Source organism: Paenirhodobacter hankyongi (assembly GCF_003664585.1).
Lineage (GTDB): Bacteria > Pseudomonadota > Alphaproteobacteria > Rhodobacterales > Rhodobacteraceae > Rhodobacter > Rhodobacter hankyongi.
On sequence record NZ_RCHI01000005.1, the window covers coordinates 242,953 to 261,492 of the forward strand.

General features: G+C 68.3%; 20 protein-coding genes. 5 read left to right on the forward strand and 15 right to left on the reverse strand.

The window, feature by feature from the left end; translation table 11 throughout:
- Positions 1-60: 60 nt before the first annotated feature.
- The 9 genes from hflX to dusB all read right to left on the reverse strand — a co-directional run bounded on the left by hflX (position 61) and on the right by dusB (position 11,942).
- Entirely contained in the window at positions 61-1,344 is a 1,284-nt protein-coding gene (gene hflX / locus DYS74_RS07565; RefSeq protein WP_121532454.1) for a GTPase HflX, read from the reverse strand.
- Positions 1,341-1,574 carry an RNA chaperone Hfq gene (gene hfq / locus DYS74_RS07570; protein WP_107323454.1) on the reverse strand — a complete coding sequence of 78 codons (234 nt, stop codon included), beginning with the start codon at positions 1,572-1,574 and terminating at the stop codon, positions 1,341-1,343. The genes hflX and hfq overlap by 4 nt, the downstream gene beginning before the upstream one ends.
- Before the next feature lie 144 nt (positions 1,575-1,718).
- Positions 1,719-3,236, reverse strand: a complete 1,518-nt coding sequence (locus DYS74_RS07575; protein WP_121532456.1) for a TrkH family potassium uptake protein — start codon at positions 3,234-3,236, stop codon at positions 1,719-1,721.
- A 9-nt stretch (positions 3,237-3,245) separates the two neighbouring features.
- Entirely contained in the window at positions 3,246-4,622 is a 1,377-nt protein-coding gene (gene trkA / locus DYS74_RS07580; protein ID WP_121532458.1) for a Trk system potassium transporter TrkA, read from the reverse strand.
- A 212-nt stretch (positions 4,623-4,834) separates the two neighbouring features.
- Complete coding sequence (ntrX, locus tag DYS74_RS07585) at positions 4,835-6,250, reverse strand: nitrogen assimilation response regulator NtrX (RefSeq protein WP_121532460.1); 1,416 nt, start codon at positions 6,248-6,250, stop codon at positions 4,835-4,837.
- Positions 6,243-8,507 (reverse strand): sensor histidine kinase NtrY-like, encoded by a 2,265-nt coding sequence (locus tag DYS74_RS07590; RefSeq protein WP_121532462.1) that lies wholly within the window; start codon positions 8,505-8,507, stop codon positions 6,243-6,245. Before DYS74_RS07590 ends, ntrX begins: the two co-directional genes overlap by 8 nt.
- A gap of 70 nt (positions 8,508-8,577) precedes the next feature.
- Entirely contained in the window at positions 8,578-9,951 is a 1,374-nt protein-coding gene (locus DYS74_RS07595) for a response regulator (protein WP_121532464.1), read from the reverse strand.
- A gap of 3 nt (positions 9,952-9,954) precedes the next feature.
- Positions 9,955-11,025 (reverse strand): two-component system sensor histidine kinase NtrB, encoded by a 1,071-nt coding sequence (locus DYS74_RS07600; RefSeq protein WP_121532466.1) that lies wholly within the window; start codon positions 11,023-11,025, stop codon positions 9,955-9,957.
- Positions 11,022-11,942: a tRNA dihydrouridine synthase DusB gene (gene dusB / locus DYS74_RS07605; protein ID WP_245965231.1), complete on the reverse strand. Its 921-nt coding sequence runs from the start codon at positions 11,940-11,942 to the stop codon at positions 11,022-11,024. The genes DYS74_RS07600 and dusB overlap by 4 nt, the downstream gene beginning before the upstream one ends.
- Before the next feature lie 282 nt (positions 11,943-12,224).
- Between dusB and DYS74_RS07610 the strand changes: the two genes are divergently transcribed.
- The 3 genes from DYS74_RS07610 to DYS74_RS07620 are packed head-to-tail and all read left to right on the forward strand — an operon-like array spanning position 12,225 to position 14,313.
- Positions 12,225-13,364 (forward strand): bifunctional 2-C-methyl-D-erythritol 4-phosphate cytidylyltransferase/2-C-methyl-D-erythritol 2,4-cyclodiphosphate synthase, encoded by a 1,140-nt coding sequence (locus DYS74_RS07610; RefSeq protein WP_121532470.1) that lies wholly within the window; start codon positions 12,225-12,227, stop codon positions 13,362-13,364.
- Between the two features lie 2 nt (positions 13,365-13,366).
- A complete protein-coding gene (locus DYS74_RS07615) occupies positions 13,367-13,849 on the forward strand; it encodes a phosphatidylglycerophosphatase A family protein (protein ID WP_121532472.1) in 483 nt (160 codons plus the stop codon).
- On the forward strand, positions 13,846-14,313 hold the full coding sequence (locus DYS74_RS07620; RefSeq protein WP_121532474.1) for a CinA family protein: 468 nt from the start codon (positions 13,846-13,848) through the stop codon (positions 14,311-14,313). The genes DYS74_RS07615 and DYS74_RS07620 overlap by 4 nt, the downstream gene beginning before the upstream one ends.
- Here the strand turns inward: DYS74_RS07620 and DYS74_RS07625 are convergent.
- Positions 14,310-14,771 carry a type II toxin-antitoxin system RatA family toxin gene (locus DYS74_RS07625; protein WP_121532476.1) on the reverse strand — a complete coding sequence of 154 codons (462 nt, stop codon included), beginning with the start codon at positions 14,769-14,771 and terminating at the stop codon, positions 14,310-14,312. The genes DYS74_RS07620 and DYS74_RS07625 overlap by 4 nt on opposite strands.
- A 93-nt stretch (positions 14,772-14,864) precedes the next feature.
- Here DYS74_RS07625 and hpt point away from each other — a divergent pair, with 93 nt between their 5' ends.
- Both hpt and DYS74_RS18640 read left to right on the forward strand, forming a co-directional pair.
- Entirely contained in the window at positions 14,865-15,431 is a 567-nt protein-coding gene (gene hpt, locus DYS74_RS07630; RefSeq protein WP_121532478.1) for a hypoxanthine phosphoribosyltransferase, read from the forward strand.
- A complete protein-coding gene (locus DYS74_RS18640; protein WP_183077482.1) occupies positions 15,428-15,598 on the forward strand; it encodes a hypothetical protein in 171 nt (56 codons plus the stop codon). The genes hpt and DYS74_RS18640 overlap by 4 nt, the downstream gene beginning before the upstream one ends.
- Here the strand turns inward: DYS74_RS18640 and DYS74_RS07635 are convergent, their stop codons facing one another.
- The 5 genes from DYS74_RS07635 to ccmA all read right to left on the reverse strand — a co-directional run bounded on the left by DYS74_RS07635 (position 15,599) and on the right by ccmA (position 18,520).
- Positions 15,599-16,129 carry a DsbE family thiol:disulfide interchange protein gene (locus DYS74_RS07635; RefSeq protein ID WP_121532480.1) on the reverse strand — a complete coding sequence of 177 codons (531 nt, stop codon included), beginning with the start codon at positions 16,127-16,129 and terminating at the stop codon, positions 15,599-15,601.
- Positions 16,122-16,280 carry a heme exporter protein CcmD gene (gene ccmD / locus DYS74_RS07640; protein ID WP_183077483.1) on the reverse strand — a complete coding sequence of 53 codons (159 nt, stop codon included), beginning with the start codon at positions 16,278-16,280 and terminating at the stop codon, positions 16,122-16,124. Before ccmD ends, DYS74_RS07635 begins: the two co-directional genes overlap by 8 nt.
- The gene (locus tag DYS74_RS07645) at positions 16,277-17,005 is read right to left on the reverse strand and encodes a heme ABC transporter permease (RefSeq protein ID WP_121532482.1); all 729 of its coding nucleotides are present in this window, start codon (positions 17,003-17,005) and stop codon (positions 16,277-16,279) included. Before DYS74_RS07645 ends, ccmD begins: the two co-directional genes overlap by 4 nt.
- 83 nt (positions 17,006-17,088) lie before the next feature.
- Positions 17,089-17,751, reverse strand: a complete 663-nt coding sequence (gene ccmB / locus DYS74_RS07650) for a heme exporter protein CcmB (protein WP_121532484.1) — start codon at positions 17,749-17,751, stop codon at positions 17,089-17,091.
- Positions 17,752-17,887: 136 nt separating this feature from the next.
- Positions 17,888-18,520, reverse strand: a complete 633-nt coding sequence (ccmA, locus tag DYS74_RS07655) for a heme ABC exporter ATP-binding protein CcmA (protein WP_121532486.1) — start codon at positions 18,518-18,520, stop codon at positions 17,888-17,890.
- Positions 18,521-18,540 lie beyond the last annotated feature (20 nt).

Here is an 18,540-nt window from a genome sequence, read left to right on the forward strand (position 1 = left end):
GCGGCTTTTCCTTGTCCGAAGACGCCCGCCGGAGGCCCCGGCCGGAGGCGGCGCCCGCGCTCAGAGCGCGCGGAAGCGGTGCCGCTGGCTCGTCGACCAGTTCACGTCAAGGTCCCAGCCGTCCTTCGTCTCGCGCTCGCCGCGCACGACGTTCTGCTCGTGCAGCCAGGCGCGGGCGCGGCCCTGATCGAAGCCCAGGTGCAGCGCCTCGTCGTGACGCTCCTCGCCCAGCCGGGTCTCGATCGCCGCGAGCAGCGGCTCGAAGCCCTCGCCGGTCAGCGCCGAGACCGCCTGCACGTCGCCGCGCCGCGCATCCTGCACCAGAAGCGCCGCGCGGGTCTCCTCGGTCAGTGCGTCGATCTTGTTCCAGACCTCGATCAGCGGCACGTCCTCGGCCACACCGAGGCTTTCGAGGATCTCGCCGACATCGGCCGCCTGTTCCTCGGTCTCGGGGTGGGCGATGTCGCGCACGTGCAGGATCAGATCGGCCTCGAGCACCTCCTCGAGCGTGGCGCGGAAGGCGGCGACGAGTTCGTGCGGCAGATCCGAGATGAAGCCCACCGTGTCCGACAGGATCACCTTGCGCCCGGAGGGCAGCGTGATGCCGCGCATCGTCGGGTCGAGCGTGGCGAAGAGCATGTCCTTGGCCAGCACGTCCGCCCCGGTCATCCGGTTGAAGAGCGTGGATTTCCCGGCGTTGGTATAGCCAACGAGCGCGACGATCGGGAACGGCACCTTGCGCCGTGCGGCGCGGTGCAGCTCGCGCGTCTTCACCACCTTGGCAAGCTGACGGTGGATCTTGATGACCTGCTCGTCGATCGCGCGCCGGTCGGCCTCGATCTGCGTCTCGCCGGGGCCGCCGACAAAGCCGAAGCCGCCGCGCTGCCGCTCGAGGTGGGTCCAGGCGCGCACCAGCCGCGTGCGCTGATAGCTGAGCGCGGCAAGCTCGACCTGCAGCACGCCCTCGCGGGTGCGGGCACGGTCGGCGAAGATCTCGAGGATCAGCCCGGTCCGGTCGAGGAGCTTCACTCCCCAGTCCTTCTCGAGGTTGCGCTGCTGCACCGGCGTCACCGGACCGTCGACGAGGACGAGATCGACCTCGGCCTCGTGCAGGCGCTCCTTCAGCTCGGCAAGCTTGCCGGTGCCGAACAGATGGCCGGGATTTGGTTTCGGAAGGCGCACGACCTCGGCGCCGACAACCTCGAGGTTCGGCAGGGCCGCCGCAAGCGAAACCGCCTCGGCGAGGCGGTGCTCCGGCAGACGGCGGGCATCGGCCGTCTTCAGATCGGGATGCAGGACCCAGGCCCGCGTGGGCCGGGCCTGCGACAGGACGGGATCGCTCAGTCTTCGCCCTCGTACAGAGAAATCGGCTGACCCGGCATGATCGTCGAGATCGCGTGCTTGTAGACAAGCTGGCTCTGGCCGTCACGGCGCAGCAGCACGCAGAAGTTGTCGAACCAGGTGATCACGCCCTGCAGTTTGACCCCGTTGATGAGGAAGATCGTGACCGGAACCTTCGTCTTGCGGACGTGGTTGAGGAATGCGTCCTGCAGGTTCTGTTTGTCGGCAGCCATTTTTTATTATGCCTTCGTGTTTTTGTCGCGCGCCGGCCGCGTTGCTGCGTCCGTGGGAATCAGTATGCGCAAGAGTGGGGGAGATTCCACCCCCAAAAACAGCCCGTTACCCCGTGCGCGGAAAAGATAGCGCTCGCAGCCGGGTCAGCCGCGCCAGAACTCGGGGTTGAATAGCGCAATGATCGCGAGGGTTTCGAGCCGGCCAAGCACCATCGCCGCGGCCAGCACGAATTTCGTCGCATCGCCGAGTTCCGCCCAGCTCAGCGGCGTGTCGGCGGCAAAGGCCGCCAGCGGGCCGGTGTTCGACAGCGCCGCGATCGACATGATGGTTGCCGGCTCGAAGGCCAGCCCGGTCAGCGACACCGCCATCATCACCACCGCGATCGACATCGCGAAGAGCATGAAGAAGATCCAGGCGATATAGGCGCCCTCGCGGCGCAGCTTGCGCGCGGTCGGGCCGCCGCCGGCGATCGAGGTCGGGTGGACGAGCTTGTTCAGCTCGCGCTCGCCATGGCGCAGCAGCGCATAGACGCGCAGCAGCCGCACGCCCCCCGCCGTGGTGGCGATGCCGCCGCCGGTGATCGCCAGCCCGGCGAGGATCAGACCGGGCGTGCCCAGCCCCGACCAGTGCCGCGCATCGTCCCAGCTCGCGCTTTCGAAGCCCGTGGTGGTCAGGAAGGAGAGCGCGGTGAAGAGGCTGCCCCAGAGCGATTGCAGCACCGGGCCGAAGGCCGTGGGGGTCTCGACATCGAGCGCGGCGATCCAGTGGCGCAACAGCAGGAAGGCCGCGACCATCCCCACCAGCACCGCGGCCAGCCACAGCTCGGGGTCGTCGCGCAGCTTCTCCGACGCCCGCAGCTCGCCGCCGCCCGGCCAGAGCCGGCGCGACAGCGCCGGGATCAGGAAGAGGAAGATCAGCATCTCGCCCACCAGCCCCGCGGGCGCCCCGGCGACGCCGGTCAAGGGCGAGATCCCCGACGTGGCCAGCGTCGACATCGCATGGCACAGCGCCACGAGGGAATCATCGCCCGCCATCATCAGCAGCAGCCACAGCAGCGCGGTGAGCCCGGCATAGGCCGGCGCGAGCACGCTCGCATAATGCACCACGCGCTCGCCCGGCTCGGCCGCGCCGTCGCGCAGGAAGGACGGCGCCTCGCCCCCGGTGCTGTTGCCGGCGACGAAGATCTCGAATCCGCCAAGCCGCAGCGGGGCGAGCACCGCAATCGCCATCACCAGCATGAAGAAGCCGCCCATCCAGCCCACCAGAGCGCGCCACAGATGCAGGCTGGGCGCCAGGCGGTCGGGCACATAGAGCGTCGCGCCGGTCGTGGTCAGCGACGAGACCATCTCCCACCACGAGTTGTAAAGCCCGGTGTCGCGCACCGATTCGTTGAATGGCACCGCCAGCACCACCGGCAGCAGGGTGAAGGCCGCGAGCATGGTCAGCAGATGCGTGCGCCCCTGATGCTGCTTCGGGTTCGAGGCGGTGGCGAGCGCCAGCAGCCCGCTCAGCATCAGGAACAGGATGCCGGAATAGAAGAAGGCGCGCGAGACCGCATAATTGCGCAGCACGAAGGCATGGGTCGCGGGGATCAGCATCGCCGCCGCCGCGATCGCGATCAGGAAGACGAAGAGCGGGACATGGCGCAGCTTCTGCAGCATCGCGCCGCCTCAGAAGAAGTCGATCGAGACCTGCAGCAGGCGCTCCACCACCGGAACGTCCGCCGCAAGCGCGAAGAGCACGATGACATCGCCCTCGTCGACCTTGGTGTCACCGCCCGGCTTGAGGATGCGGTCGCCCTTCATCAGCGCCCCCATCAGCACGCCCTCGGGGAAGTCGATGTCGCGCAGCAGCCGCCCGGCGATCGGCGAGGTGCCCAGCACCTGCGCCTCGATCACCTCGGCCTCGGCATCGCCGATCGAATAGATCGCCCGCACCCGGCCGTGGCGGATGTGGCGCAGGATCGAGCTGACGGTGGTGGCGCGCGGGTTGATGTAGGCGTCGATGTCGAGCGGCGCCATCAGCGGCACCATCGTCGGGTCGTTGACGAGCGAGATCGCCATCTTGCAGCCCGCCTGCTTCGCCCGCACCGCGGCCAGGATGTTGGTCTTGTCGTCGTCGGTGACCACCAAGACCGCGTCGGCGCGGTCGATGTTCGCCTCCTCGAGGATCTCCGCGCTCATCCCGTCGCCGTTCAGCACGATCGTGCGCTCGAGCATGTCGGCGGCGCGTTCGGCATTGGCGCGGTTCTTCTCGATGATCTTCGCCCGCACACGGTCCGAGCGCGCCTCGAGCGCGCGGGCGACGCCAAGGCCCACGTTGCCGCCGCCGATGATGACGATGCGTTCCTGCTTTTTCGTCGCCTTGCCAAAGATTTCCAGCGTGCGGTTCACGTCCTCGGTGAAGGCGAAGACATAGATCTGGTCCTCGACGAAGAGCTGATCGCCCGGCTCGGGCGCGAACAGCCGGCCCTCGCGCCGCACGCCCACGACCAGCGCGCGCAAGGTCGAGAACAGGTCGGTGAGCTGGCGCAGCGGCGTGTTCAGCACCGGGCAGTCCTCCTCAAGGACGATGCCCAGAAGCTGCACCCCGCCGTTGAGGAAGCTTTCGGTGTCGAAGGTCGCGGGCGCGTTCAGCCGCTGCAGCGCGGCCTCGGCCACTTCGCGTTCCGGGCTGATGACGACGTCGATCGGCAGATGGTCGCGGCGGTAGAGATCGGCATATTGCGGCGCCAGATAGGTCTGCGCGCGGATCCGGGCGATCTTGCGGGTGACGCCGAAGACCGATTGCGCCACCTGGCAGGTCACCATGTTGACCTCGTCCGAATGGGTGGCGGCAATGATCAGGTCGCAATCGCGCGCGCCGGCCTTTTCCAGAACGTCCGGATGCGAGGCAAAGCCCGCGACGCCCTGCACATCCAGCGTGTCCGAGGCGCGGCGCACCAGCTCGGCGTTGCTGTCGACGATGGTGACGTCGTTGCGCTCGCCCGCCAGATGGCGCGCGATCTGCCAGCCGACCTGTCCCGCACCGCAGATGATGACCTTCATTCCGTCCTCCGACTGGCCGTCTGGCTGTTGTATGCGCGCAGCCCGCGGCGGTCAATCACGGCGCCCGGGAACCGCGCCCCGCCCCGGCTGCGGCCGCTCCGCGGGGAGCATTTGCACAGGGAAAAGCCGAAGGTCCGAAAGACCTTGCCCCGGTTTTTCCTGGCCCGAATACTCCCGCCGGAGGCGATCCGCGCCCACGGCCCGCGCGCGGCTCAGAGGTCGTCCTCGTCCTCGTCGTCCTCCTCGAGATGGGCGACGCGCCCGCCGGCCTTGGCCGAGGTGACGACGCCCAGAGACTTCAGCTTGCGATGCAGCGCCGAGCGTTCCATGCCGACGAAGGCCGCGGTGCGCGAGATATTGCCGCCGAAGCGGTTGATCTGGGTGAGCAGGTATTCGCGCTCGAAGAGTTCGCGTGCCTCGCGCAGCGGCAGCGTGGCAAGTGCACCACCAAGCACGATCCGCCCCTCCTCGGCCGGGCCGCCCTCGCCCGGCAGCTCGCGCGCCTCGATCGGGCCGGTGCCCTCGCCGAGGATCAGCACCCGCTCGACGATGTTGCGCAGCTGGCGGATGTTGCCCGGCCAGTCCATCGTCTGCAGCGCCGCCCCCGCCTCGTCCGAGATCTCGCGCGCGGGCAGGCCCTGGGTGCGGTTGAAGGCCTCGATGAAATGGCGGGCGAGCAGCGGGATGTCCTCGCGCCGTTCGCTCAGCGGCGGCACCGCGATCGGCACCACGTTGAGCCGGTCGAACAGCTCCTGGCGGAAGCGGCCGGCGGCGATCTCGGCGGGCAGGTCGCGCGTCGTCGAGGAGATCACCCGCAGGTCGACCCGCACCTTGTCGGCACCGCCCACCCGGGTGAACTGCTGTTCGGTCAGCACCCGCAGGATCTTCGATTGCGTGCCCGGCGGCATCTCGGCCACCTCGTCGAAATAGATCACCCCGCCATGCGCCTGTTCGAGCAGCCCCTTCTCGATGCCGCGCTCCGAGGTCTCGCGGCCGAAGAGCACCTCTTCCATCCGCTCGGCCGCGATCGAGGCCGAGTTGACCGTGACGAAGGGCGCCGCGGCGCGGTTCGAGTGCTGATGCACGAAGCGCGCCGCGGTCTCCTTGCCCGAGCCCGGCTCGCCGGTCAGCATCACCCGGCCGTTCGACTTCGTCACCTTGTCAAGCTGGTCCTTGAGCTTGCGGAAGGCGGCCGAGGCGCCGAGCATCTCGCCCGAATGCAGGTCGCGCCGGCGCAGCGAGGAGTTCTCGCGCCGCAGCCGGGCGGTTTCCATCGCGCGGCCGATCACCACCATCAGCTGATCGATGTTGAACGGCTTCTCGATGAAGTCATAGGCGCCCTGCTTGATCGCGGCGACGGCGATCTCGATGTTGCCGTGGCCCGAGATGATGATGATCGGGATATCGGGGTTGTCGCGCTTCACCGTCTTCAGGATGTCGATGCCGTCCATCCGGCTGTCCTTCAGCCAGATGTCGAGGATCATCAGCGCCGGCGCCTCGGCGTTGATCTGCTCCATGCACTCGTCGGAATTGGCCGCCAGACGGGTGGCATAGCCCTCGTCCTTCAGGATGTCGGCGATCAGTTCGCGGATGTCCTTCTCGTCGTCGACGATCAGAATGTCACTCATGGGTCCCACTGTCCTTGATGGCGCGCTGGCCCGCCCGGGCCCGCGGCAGTCTGATTTCGGCGAGCGCGCCACGATGCGCGCCCTCGGCGAAGGCCGGCGCATCGGTCAGCACCAGCGTGCCGCCATGTTCCTCGATGATCTTCTTGACGATCGGCAGGCCAAGCCCGGTGCCCTTCGCCCGCGTCGTCACATAGGGCTCGAACAGCCGCGAGCGGTCGGGTGGCAGGCCGATGCCGTTGTCCGTGATGCGGATGGTGACGGCGTCGGGCGCCGCCTCCATCGCGACCCGCACCTCGGGCATCCAGCCCTCGGGCGCGCCCTTCTCGGCGAGGCTCTCGATCGCCTCGCCGGCGTTCTTGATGAGGTTGGTCACCGCCTGCGAGATCATCGTCGCGTCGAGCTCCACCACCACCGGAGCGGCGGGCAGGTCGGAGACGAGCTTCGCCCCGTGCAGCGCGCCCTCCTGCAGCACCACCGCATCGCGCATCAGCCGGGCAAGATCGTGGTCGCGCCGGTCGGGCTCGGGCATCCGGGCAAAGCGCGAGAATTCGTCGACGATGCGGCGCAGGTCATTCGTCTGCCGCACGATCACCCCGGTCAGCTGTTCGAGCGTCTCCAGATCCTCGCCCGAGACGAGGCGCGAATACTTGCGCTTGATCCGCTCGGCAGAGAGCTGGATCGGGGTGAGCGGGTTCTTGATCTCGTGCGCGATGCGGCGCGCGACGTCGCCCCAGGCGGCCATGCGCTGCGCCGAGACCAGCTCGGTCACGTCGTCGAAGGCCACCACATAGCCCTCGCGCTGGCCGTCCTCGCCGCTGCGCACCGCCATGCGCACCAGCAGGCTTTCCAGCCGTCCGCCGCGCGAGATCCGGATCTCCTCTTGCACAACTGCGTGAAAACCGTCCTGCAAGCGCTGGAAAAGACCCGCAAATTCCGGAACCGCCTCGGCCAGGTCGCGGTCATGTTCCTGACCCGGGGCCAATTCGAGCAGGCGCATGGCCGAGCGGTTGAGGAAGTCGAGCCGGCCGTCGGCATCGAGACCGATCACCCCCGAGGTGACCGAGCTCAGCACCGAATCGAACAGCCGGCGGCGCTCCTCGGTCTTCAGATGCGAGGCGATCAGCGCCTCGCGCTGGCCCTTCAGCTCGCGCGTCATGCGGTTGAAGACGGTGCCGAGGGTGGCGATCTCGTCGTCGCCCTCCTCCTCGATCACGCGGGCGTCGAGATCGCCGGCGCCGACCCGCTCGGCGGCCGAGGCAAGCCGCCCGATCGGGCGCGACAGCCGCTCGGCGAACCACAGCCCGACCCAGACCGCGGCGAGGATCAGGATCAGCGCAAAGCCGATGTAGACGAGACCGAACTCGAACAGCAGCCGGCCGCGGGTGGTCTCGAGCTGCTGATAGAGGTGCACGGTCTCGCGCGTGCTGTCGAGCAGCGACAGGATCTGCCCGTCGACGGTGCGCGAGACGTAGAGATAGCGGTCGACGAAGGCATCGAGGCGGACGAGCGCGCGCAGCTCGGAATTCGGCCAGTCCTCGATCAGGACGGTGCCGCCCTTCTGCGCCTCGACGATCTTCTCGGGCGCAGGTTTCTCGAAGTCGAACAGATAGCTGCGCTCGCCGCGGGCGATGATCTCGCCGGTGCCGTCGATGACATAGGCTTCCTTCAGCCCGCGCTGGATGCCGGCCTGGCCCGCGACCAGCAGCTCGCGCAGGTCGCCGTCCGACATGAAGGTGGCGGCCTGCCGGCGCAGGTTCAGAAAGCCTGCGAGCGCCTCGGCATCGGAGACGATGTCGCGCTTGTGCTCGTCCTGATAGGCTTCGGCGGCGGCAAGCGAGGTGCCGACGACCGAGCGCACCCGGTCGGAGAACCAGCCCTCGAGGCCGATGTTCACGGTCAGGCCCGCAAACAGCGCCACGAGGATCGTCGGCACCAGCGCGATGCCGGCAAAGACGCCGGTCAGCCGCAGCGTGAGGCGCGAGCCCGAGGCGCGGGCCCGGCGGGCGGCGATCATCTGCGTCAGGCGCATCACGATCAGCCCGGCGAGCAGCAGGAAATAGATGAAGTCGGCAAGCAGTGTCAGGCGCAGCGCATTCGAATCGGCGCCCTGTCCCATCGGGCCAAGCACGAAGAAGGTGCCAAGCGCCAGCACCGGCCCGAGCACGGTGAGCCCGAGCGCGAAGGCATTCTGCACCCGGCGCTGGCGGCGCAGACGAACAAGCCTGTCCCAGCCCCTGCGATCGACCGTGCCGTGCAAAATGCCTCTCCCGCTCTGCGGGGTGGGCGAATCCGCCGAGGCGAAATTGCCACAACCCCCTGTTGCGGGTTTACATCAGTTTCCGGCGCCGTGTCACCTGAATATCCAGATCGGTGATCTTCTTGCGCAAGGTATTGCGGTTGATGCCAAGCAGGTCGGCACATCTCGCCTGATTGCCGCCGGTGGCGTCGAGGGCGATCTCGATCAGCGGCGCCTCCATCTCGCGCAGGATCCGGTCATAGAGGCCGGGCGCGGGCAGGTTGCCGCCGTGCAGGTCGAAATAGCGCCGCAGGTGGCGCGCGATCGAGGCCGAGAGCTTCTCGCCCTCGCCGCCCGAGCGCAGCGGTTCGATGGCGGGCTGGTTGCCCAGCACGAATTCCACCTCGGTGCGGGTGATTTCCTCCTCGGACGAGGTCACCACCAGCCGGCGCACGGTATTTTCCAGCTGACGCACGTTGCCCGGCCAGGCATAGGCGCGCACCAGCGCCATCGCCTCGGCCGAGAGCCGGCGGGTGCCGAGCCCGTCGCGCTCGGCGCGGGTCAGGAAATGGTCGGCCAGAAGCGGGATGTCCTCGACCCGTTCACGCAAGGCGGGCACCGCCAGGGTGACGCCGCCGAGGCGGTAGAACAGGTCCTGGCGGAACTTGCCCGCCTCCATCAGCGCCGACAGGTCGACCTGGGTCGTCGCCATGATCCGCGGCGCGGGATCGGGCAGCGCGTCGAGCATGCGCACGATGCGGCCCTGGGTCTCGTCGTCGTAATCGCCGACCTCGTCGAAGACGAGCGAGCCGCCCTTGGCCTTCGCCAGCAGCGCCGAGGGGCCGTCGGCGCCCTGCAGGTCGGCCGCCTGCGCCACCACGAAGGGCAGCGTGCGGCGGTCGGAGAAGTCATGGATCGCCCGCGCGATCAGCGACTTGCCGGTGCCCGATTCGCCGAGGATCAGCACCGGCAGATCGGCGTTCATCACCCGCGCCACAAGGCGATAGAGCGCCTGCATCGCCGCGGTGCGGCCGACCAGCGGCAGGTCGGTGCCGCCCTCGGTGCGCGGCTCGACCATCTTCGGCACCACCTGCGCCTTGCGCTTCTGCTCCAGCGCCCGCGCCGCGCGCTTCATCAGATCGGGAAGGTCGAAGGGCTTCGGCAGATAGTCGAAGGCGTCGGCCTCGGCCGCCTGAATCGCCGTCATGATCGTGTTCTGCGCCGAGATCACGATCACCGGCAGGCCTGGGCGTTCCTGCGCGATGCGCGGCAGCGCCTCGAGCCCGTTGCCGTCGGGCATGACGACGTCGGAGATCACGAGGTCGCCCTTGCCCTCCTCGACCCACCGCATCAGGGTCATCAGCGAGGCGGTCGCGTGGACCTTGCACCCGGCCCGGGTCAGGGCCTGGGTGAGCACGGTGCGTATCGTGCGGTCATCATCAGCGACAAGTACGGTGCCGTCCATCGGTCAGCTCTCCTTGGGGGCGACAGGCAGGGAAATCCGGAACACGGTCTTTCCGGGAACGGAATCGACGGAGATCCAGCCGTCGTGTTCCGAGATGATCTTCGACACCAGCGCAAGGCCGAGCCCGGTGCCGTTCTCGCGGCCGGAGACGAAGGGTTCAAAGATCGACGAGGCGATGTCGGGCGGGATGCCCGGGCCGTCGTCGACGATCTCGATCTGCAGGGGCAGCGCCTGCCCCTGCCCGTCCGCGCGCCGCAGACGCAGCGAATGTTCGTAGAAGGTGTGCAGCCGGATCGTGCCGGGCTGGCCCTTCGAGGCCTCGGACGCATTTTTCAGAAGATTGAGAAAAACCTGGGTGAGCTGGTCGGCATCGCCGAGCGTCGGCGGCAGCGAGGGGTCGTAATCCTCGACGATGGTCATGTGCGCGCCAAAGCCGACCAGCGCCGATTTCCGTGCCCGGTCAAGCACGTCATGGATGTTGACGGGCTTCTTCTCGGGCGGGCGGACATTGCCGAACTGCTCGACCTGTTCGAGCAGCTTCACGATGCGCCGGGTCTCGTCGACGATCAGGTCGGTCAGTTCCAGATCGTCGCCGGTCAGGTTCATGCTGAGCAGCTGCGCCGCCCCGGCGATGCCGGCAAGCGGGTTCTTGATTTCGTGCGCCAGCATCTCGGCCATGCCGATCGCCGAACGCGCCGCCGATTTCACCAGACTTGCCCGGCCGAGCCGGTCGGCAAGTTCGCGCGGCGAGATCAGGAACAGGATCGTCGCCGCATCCTCGCCCAGCGGGGCCGCCTGCAGGTTGCACTGCACCGGCGCCTTCTCGCCCGTCGTCACCTCGACGTCGTTGACGAAGAGCGCCGAGCGGTTCTTGCGGACGCGGGCAAAGATTTCCTCGAGCGGCGCCGAGATCGCCAGCCGCTCGAGCACCGACTGCCCCTTCAGCATCCGCGCCGAAATGTTGAGGAACAGCTCGGCCGCCGGGTTGACCTCGATCATCCGGTCGTCCGCGCCGATCAGAAGCGCCGGGATTGGCAGCGAGCTCCAGATGATGCCGGGTGCGGGAAGGGTCATGCCGCCATCCTTTCGCCGAAAGCCGCGCGGATCAGGGCAAGCGTCGCCGCCGGGGTTTGCGAGACCATCATCTCGGTGCGCAAGGGCGCGCCCGCGGCCTCGGCGTACCAGCCGAGGTGCTTGCGGGCGAGCCGCAGCCCGACCTCGATGCCATAGAAGGAGAGGATCGCCTCGTAATGCTCGGCCACCAGCGCGGCGAGCGCATCGCCCGTGGGGATCCGCGGTTCGGGCGTGCCGAAGAGCGCCGCGCCGATCTCGGCCAGCGCCCAGGGCCTTCCCTGCGCGCCGCGCCCGACCATCACCCCGGCCGCGCCGCTTTCCGTCAGCGCGCGCCGCGCCGAGGCCGCGTCGGTGATGTCGCCATTCGCGATCACCGGCACCGAGACCGCCTGCACCACCGGCCGGATCGCCGCCCAGTCGGCCGCGCCCTTGTAGAACTGCATCCGGGTGCGGCCATGGATGACGATCATCCGCACGCCGGCCGCCTCGGCGCGCCGGGCGATCTCGGGCGCGTTCAGGCAATCGGTATCCCAGCCAAGCCGCATCTTCAGCGTCACCGGCACGTCGACCGCGCCGGTCACCGCCTCGATCAGGCCGAGCGCGTGATCGGGGTCGCGCATCAGCGCCGCGCCGGAATAGCCGCCCGTCACCTTCTTCGCCGGGCAGCCCATGTTGATGTCGATGATCTTCGCGCCCATGTCGGCGACGACCTTCGCCGCCTCGGCCATCGCGCCGGCCTCGCGCCCGGCAAGCTGCACCGAGGAGGCCATGTCGAGGCCAAGCTCGCTGCGCGCCTTCGCCCGCACCGAGGGCTTGGCGGTCAGCATCTCGCCCGAGGCCACCATTTCGGAGACCACAAGCCCCGCGCCGAAACGCGCCACGATCCGCCGGAACGGCAGATCGGTGATACCGGCCATGGGTGCAAGCAGCACCGGGGGCTCCAGCCGGAAAGTGTCGAGCGTGAGGGTCACTTGGCATTCCAGATTGTTGCTGCACCTGAGGTAGCGGCTGAGCTCGGGAATCACAATTGAAACGCGCCAAATTCGGCGAGAAAAATCAGCACTTGCCTTAATTTTGTGCGAAACTCAAGACGGTCCGGCCAAAGGTTACCGCTCACAGCCGGATTCGCCCGGTTTTGCGGCCGATTGCACAGGGCGCGGGCTTGGCCTAAGCCTTTCGCCGGAACCGGAGGAGATCGGATGACGGTTGCGGTGATCATCGTGGCGGCGGGACGTGGCAGCCGCGCCGGCGGGGGCGAGCCGAAACAGTGGCGCGACCTGGCGGGCGTGCCGGTGCTGGCGCGCACCGTTGCGGCCTTTCGCGGCATCGGCCGCATCACCGTGGTGCTGCACCCCGACGACATGGTGCGCGGCATCGCGCTGTTCGGCGGCACGGTGACGCTGGTCGCAGGTGGCGCGACGCGCGACGCCTCGGTGCGGGCGGCGCTCGAGAGTCTCACGGGCAGCGGCGTCGAGAAGGTGCTGATCCACGACGGTGCGCGCCCGCTGGTGCCGCGTGCGGTGATCGCGGGGGTGCTCACGGCGCTCGACACCGCGCCGGCTGCCGCGCCGGCGCTTGCCGTCACCGATGCGCTCTGGCGCGGCACCGAGGGCCGGGTCAGCGGCACCGAGAGCCGCGAGGGCCTCTATCGCGCGCAGACGCCGCAGGGCTTCCGCTTCGCGCAGATTCTTGCCGCGCATCGCGCCCATCCGGGCGGCGCCGCCGATGATGTCGAGGTCGCCCGCGCCGCCGGTCTGACGGTGGACATCACCCCCGGCTCGGAAGACAATCTGAAGATCACCTTCGCCGAGGATTTCGCCCGCGCGCGCGCGATCCTCGCCGCACGAAAGGACAGAGGCATGGATGTGAGAGTGGGCAACGGCTATGACGTGCACGCCTTTTGCGAGGGTGACGGCGTCATCCTGTGCGGGGTTAAGGTGCCGCATACAAAGGCGCTTCTGGGCCATTCGGATGCCGATGTCGGCATGCACGCGCTGACCGACGCGATCTATGGCGCGCTGGCCGAAGGCGACATCGGCCGCCACTTCCCGCCCTCCGATCCGCAGTGGAAGGGCGCGGCGAGCGAGATCTTCCTCGCCCATGCCGCGAAGCTCGCCACCGAGAAGGGCTATCGGATCTCGAACGTCGATGTGACGATCGTGTGCGAGCGGCCGAAGGTCGGCCCGCATGCGGCGGCGATGATGGCCGAGCTTGCCCGCATCCTCGGGATCTCGCCGAACCGGGTCTCGGTCAAGGCGACCACCTCGGAACGGCTCGGCTTCACCGGTCGCGAGGAAGGTATCGCCGCCCTCGCCACCGCCACCCTGATCGGAGACTGACCATGACGCTGCGTGCGATCACCACTTTCGGTTTCGTGGGCCTGCTGCGCCCGGCACCGGGCACCTGGGGCTCGCTTGTCGCCGTGGCCCTTGGCTGGGCGATCGAGCATTGGCTCGGCTTCATCCCGCTGGTGATTGCCACCGTGGCGGTCACGCTCCTCGGCTTCTGGGCTGTCAATGCCGCGCTGAAGCCGGGCGAGGACCCGTCCGAGGTGGTGATCGACGAGGTTGCGGGGCAATGGCTCGCGCTTCTCTTCCCCGCCATGGGGTTCTGGCTGCGCGACGTGCCGATGGTCTGGCCCGGCCCGGTCGCGGCCTTCCTGCTGTTCCGCCTCTTCGACATCTGGAAACCCGGCCCCGTCGGCACCGCCGACCGCCGCAACGACCCCGCCGGCGTGATGCTGGATGACCTGATTGCGGGCGTCTTCGCGGGCATCGTCACGGTGATCCTGGCCGGGCTCTATCACGGGGTGATGATGCGATGACCCCGGCCGAGATCCTTGCCGCGGCCCGCGCGAAGGGGCTGCGCATCGCCACCGCCGAAAGCTGCACCGGCGGCATGGTCGCCGCGGCGCTGACCGACATTCCGGGCAGCTCCGACGTGTTCGAGCGCGGCTTCGTCACCTATTCGAACCTCGCCAAGGAGCAGATGATCGCGGTGCGGGCCGAGACGCTTGCCGCCCATGGCGCGGTCTCCGAGGAGGTCGCGCGCGAGATGGCCGAGGGGGCACTGGCCCATTCCGCCACCGATCTTGCGGTCTCGATCACCGGCATCGCCGGCCCCGGCGGGTCCGAGTTCAAGCCCGAGGGGCGGGTCTGCTTCGGTCTGGCCGGCACGGGGCGCGCAACCGTCACCGAAACCGTCGAGTTCGGCGCCCTTGGCCGTGACCGGGTGCGCCTTGCCGCCCGCGATCATGCGCTCGCACTGCTGGCGCGGGCGCTGGCCTAGGCGACCGGGCCGTAGAGCGCCACGGCGCGATCCTCGAACGCCTTGACGATCTTGCGCATCGCCTGATCGAAGACGACGCCGATCACGCCTTGCAGGATCGCGTTCTTGAACTCGAAATCGACGAAGAAGTCGACATTGCAGCCGCCCTCGTCGCGGTCGGTGAACTGCCACCAGCTCTTCAGATACTTGAACGGCCCGTCGAGATATTCGGTATCGACCCGCAGCCGCGCCGGAAACAGCGTCACGCGCGAGCCGAAGCGTTCGCGGAACACCTTGAACGAGATCACCAGATCGGCCTCGAGCACCTCGGAACCGGGCTCCTCGCCGGGCCGGCGCGCGCGGATCCGCGCGGCCGAGTTCCAGGGCAGGAACTGCGGGTATTTCGCCACATCGGCAACGAGGTCATACATCTGCCGCGCCGAATAGGGCATGACGCGCTTTTCGGAATGTGTCGGCATCTGCTCCTGTCCGTGCGCCGTTCCCTTCGCCCCCTTGTTGCGATAAACCGGCAGGGAAATGCAAGGCCCCCCGGGCCCGTTCAGGAGAACAGGATGACGCAGCGCACCGCCGATGGTCGCACCTACGAGATCGACCAGATGATTTCCGCCAAGCGCATCGCCGCGCGGGTCGAGGCGCTTGGCGCCGAAATCTCGGAAAGCTTCCGCGGCACCGACCGGCTCGTGGTGGTGGGGCTGCTGCGCGGGTCCTTCGTCTTTATCGCCGACCTGATCCGCGAGATCGATCTGCCCTGCGAGGTCGATTTCCTCGAGGCGTCCTCTTACGGCAACGACACCACCTCGACCCGCGAGGTCCGCATCCTGAAGGATCTGCGCGGCAGCATCGGCGGGCGCGACGTGCTGGTGGTCGAGGATATCGTCGACACCGGCCACACGATTTCGAAGGTGATGGACATCCTGCGCGACCGCCACCCGCGGCGGATCGAATGCTGTGCGATGCTCGACAAGCCCTCGCGCCGCGAGGTCGACGTGCATGCGACCTGGACCGGCTTCGAGATCCCCGACGAATTCGTCGTGGGCTACGGGCTCGACTTCGCGCAGACGCACCGCAACCTGCCCTTCATCGGCACCGTGCGCTTCACCGGCGAGGCGGCGAAGTGAACCCGCTGTGGTTCATCCGCATGGCGAAATGGGCGCGTCGGCCGCCCTCGATGACCCAGGTCAAGATCGCGGGCACGGTGCTCGCGATCGCCGTGGCCATCGTCATCGTCGACAAGCTCGGTTTCTGGCCGGACTGGGCGCGGCTGGACCGCGCCCCCCGCCCCTGATCACTCGTTCTCGCCTGCGAGCAACGGCGAGATCTGCTCGTCGAGCACCTTTTGCGTGATCGGCCCGGCATAGCGCAGCAGCACCGTGCCCTCGCCATCGATCACGAAGGTCTCGGGCACGCCCGCGACGCCCCAGTCGAGCCCCATGGTGTTCTTCGGATCGGCCCCGATCTTCGTGAAGGGATCGCCAAGCTCGGCCAGGAATGACAGCGCCTGCGCGGGCTTGTCCTTCCAGTTCACGCCATAGATCTCGACCCCGTCCTCGGCCATCGCCTTCAGCGTCGGATGCTCGACCCGGCACGGCGCGCACCAGGACGCCCAGAAGTTGACCAGCTTGATCTTGCCGTCGCGCAGATCGGCATCGGTGAACATCTGCGCCTCGCCAAGCGCCACGGTCTCGACCGGCGGGGCGGCCTTGCCGATCAGCGCCGAGGGCAGTGCCGTCGGATCGGTGCGGTTCATCCCCCACAGGAACAGCCCCGCCAGTGCCGCGAAGGCGACCGGGGGCAGCAGGACAAGCGGCTTAACCATTCTTTCGCATCCGTTCTTCCTGGCGCGCCAGCGCCTGTTTCACTTTCGCGCCCTTCCACAGCGAGAGCGCGACAAGCCCCGCCAGAAGCCCCACGGTCGCGACATAGGAGCCGAGCACGGTGATCGCGTATTTCCCGAGTTCCGGCATCATGCCATGCGCTCCCTCTGCTCGAGCGCCTTGAGCCGGCGCAGGCGGATCTCGGTGCGGGTGCGCAACAGCACCAGCGCGACGAAGAACAGGATGAAACCCGCGATGCACAGCAGCAGCGGGAACCAGTAGACATCCGAGATGTGCTGCGCCGAATCCATGCTCAGCGTCGCGCCCTGATGCAGGCCCTGGTTCCAGAACAGCACCGCATAGCGGCTGAGCAGCGCGAAGACCGAGCCGACAAGGCACAGCACGCCGGTGAGGTCGGCCGCGGTGTCCGGGTTGTCGATCGCCTCCCACAGCGCCATGTAGCCCAGGTAAAACAGGAACAGGATCAGGAACGAGGTCAGCCGCGGGTCCCACTCCCACCAGGTGCCCCACATCGGCTGGCCCCAGATCGCCCCGGTGATGAGCGCGATCAGCGTCATCACCATGCCGATCGGTGCCGCGGCCTTGGCCGCCAGCGCCGAGACATGGTGGCGACGGATGAGCCAGATCAGCGAGGTGACGAGCATCATCCCCCAGATGTTGATCGCCATCATCGCGGCCGGGACGTGGACGTAGATCACCTTCACCGTCGAGCCGAAATTGTCGGCGTCCGGGGTCAGGAAGAAGCCCCAGATCAGCCCGCCCAGCAGGCAGGCCGCCGCCAGGCCCGTCGCCCAGGGCAGGACGAGCGACGAGGTCTTCATGAACTTGACGGGGTTCGCGTATTCCCAGATCGACATGGGGTCTGGCTACCTTCCTGTTCTTTCGCGCTCAACTCACTATCGCGTATGGTCCGACATTCGATGCGACGCCTTGCCGCGCGTCAAGCCTGCCGCAGGTTCACCCGGATCGCCGCGGCCGAGGCGAAGGGCACGAGGGCGATGGTCGCCGCGGTGATCCCTGCGAGCATCAGAAGCGGCACCCGCACCTCCATCCCCGCCGCGCCGCGCCGCACGAGTTCCGCCCCGAAGATCAGCGTCGGCACGTAGAGCGGCAGCACCAGCAGCGACAGCAGCAGCCCGCCGCGCTTCAGCCCCACGGTCAGCGCCGCGCCGAAGGTGCCCAGCACCGAGAGCGCCGGCGTGCCCAGAAGCAGCGACAGCACCAGCCACAGATAGGCCGGCGCGGGCAGATGCAGCAGCACGCCGAAGACCGGCGCCGCCAGCACCAGGGGCAGCCCGGTGGTGATCCAATGCGCCGCGGCCTTCATCGACACCGCGCCCTCGAGCGGGATCGGCGCGGTCACCAGCAGATCGAGCGTGCCGTCCTCGTAATCGAGCGCGAAGATCCGGTCGAGCGAGAGCAGGCAGGCAAGCAGCGCACCAAGCCACAGCACGCCCGAGGCGATGCGGGCGAGCACCCCGCCCTCGGGCCCGACGCCGAAGGGGACAAGCGTCACCACGATCAGGAAGAAGGCAAGGCCGAGGCCGAAGCCGCCGCCCGCCCGCACCGCGAGGCGCAGGTCGCGAAGAAGCAGCGCGATCATGCCCGGCCTCCGTTTCGGCACAGAGCTCGGACGCGCCGCGGGGAGCATTCGGGCCAAGAAAAAACGGGGGGCCTTTTCCCTGGCCCAAATACTCCGGCCGGAGGCGTCCGGCAGATGTCACAGGTGCCGCAGCGGCTCATCCGAAAGCCTCGTCGAAGCTGCCGCGGAAACCGCCCTGTTCGGGCGGGCGCGCCTTGAAGGGGGCGAGGTCGAGCACCTCGGCCTCGGGGATGCCGAGGTCGATATGGGTGGCCATCAGCGCCGCGCCGCCGGTCGCGAGATGCGCCCGCACCGCCGCCCCGAAAAGCGCGACCGAGGCCGCATCGAGCGAGACGGTGGGTTCGTCGAGCACCCAGATCGGGCGGCCGGTGACCAGAAGCCGCGCGAGCCCAAGTCGGCGCTTCTGTCCGGCCGACAGGCTGTGCGCCGCCCGGTCGGCCAGCGCGCGCAGGTTCATCTGCTCGATTGCCGGGTCGATGTCGGGCGTCGCGTAGACATCGGCCCAGAAGCGGAGGTTCTCGCGCACGCTCAGCATCGCCTTCAGCCCGTCGGCGTGGCCCGCATAGGCCATCGTCTCGGCCGGCATCGAGACGGTGCCGGCAAGTGCCGGCTGCAGCCCGGCAAGCGTGCGCAGGAGCGTCGTCTTGCCGATCCCGTTCGGGCCGCGCAAGACCAGCGCACGGCCGGCGTCGAGGGTGAAGCTCACCCCCTCGAGCACCGGCAGCCCGCCGCGTGTCACGCTCAGATTGTCGACGCTCAACATGGTCATGGCAGAGCCTTAACCGATCC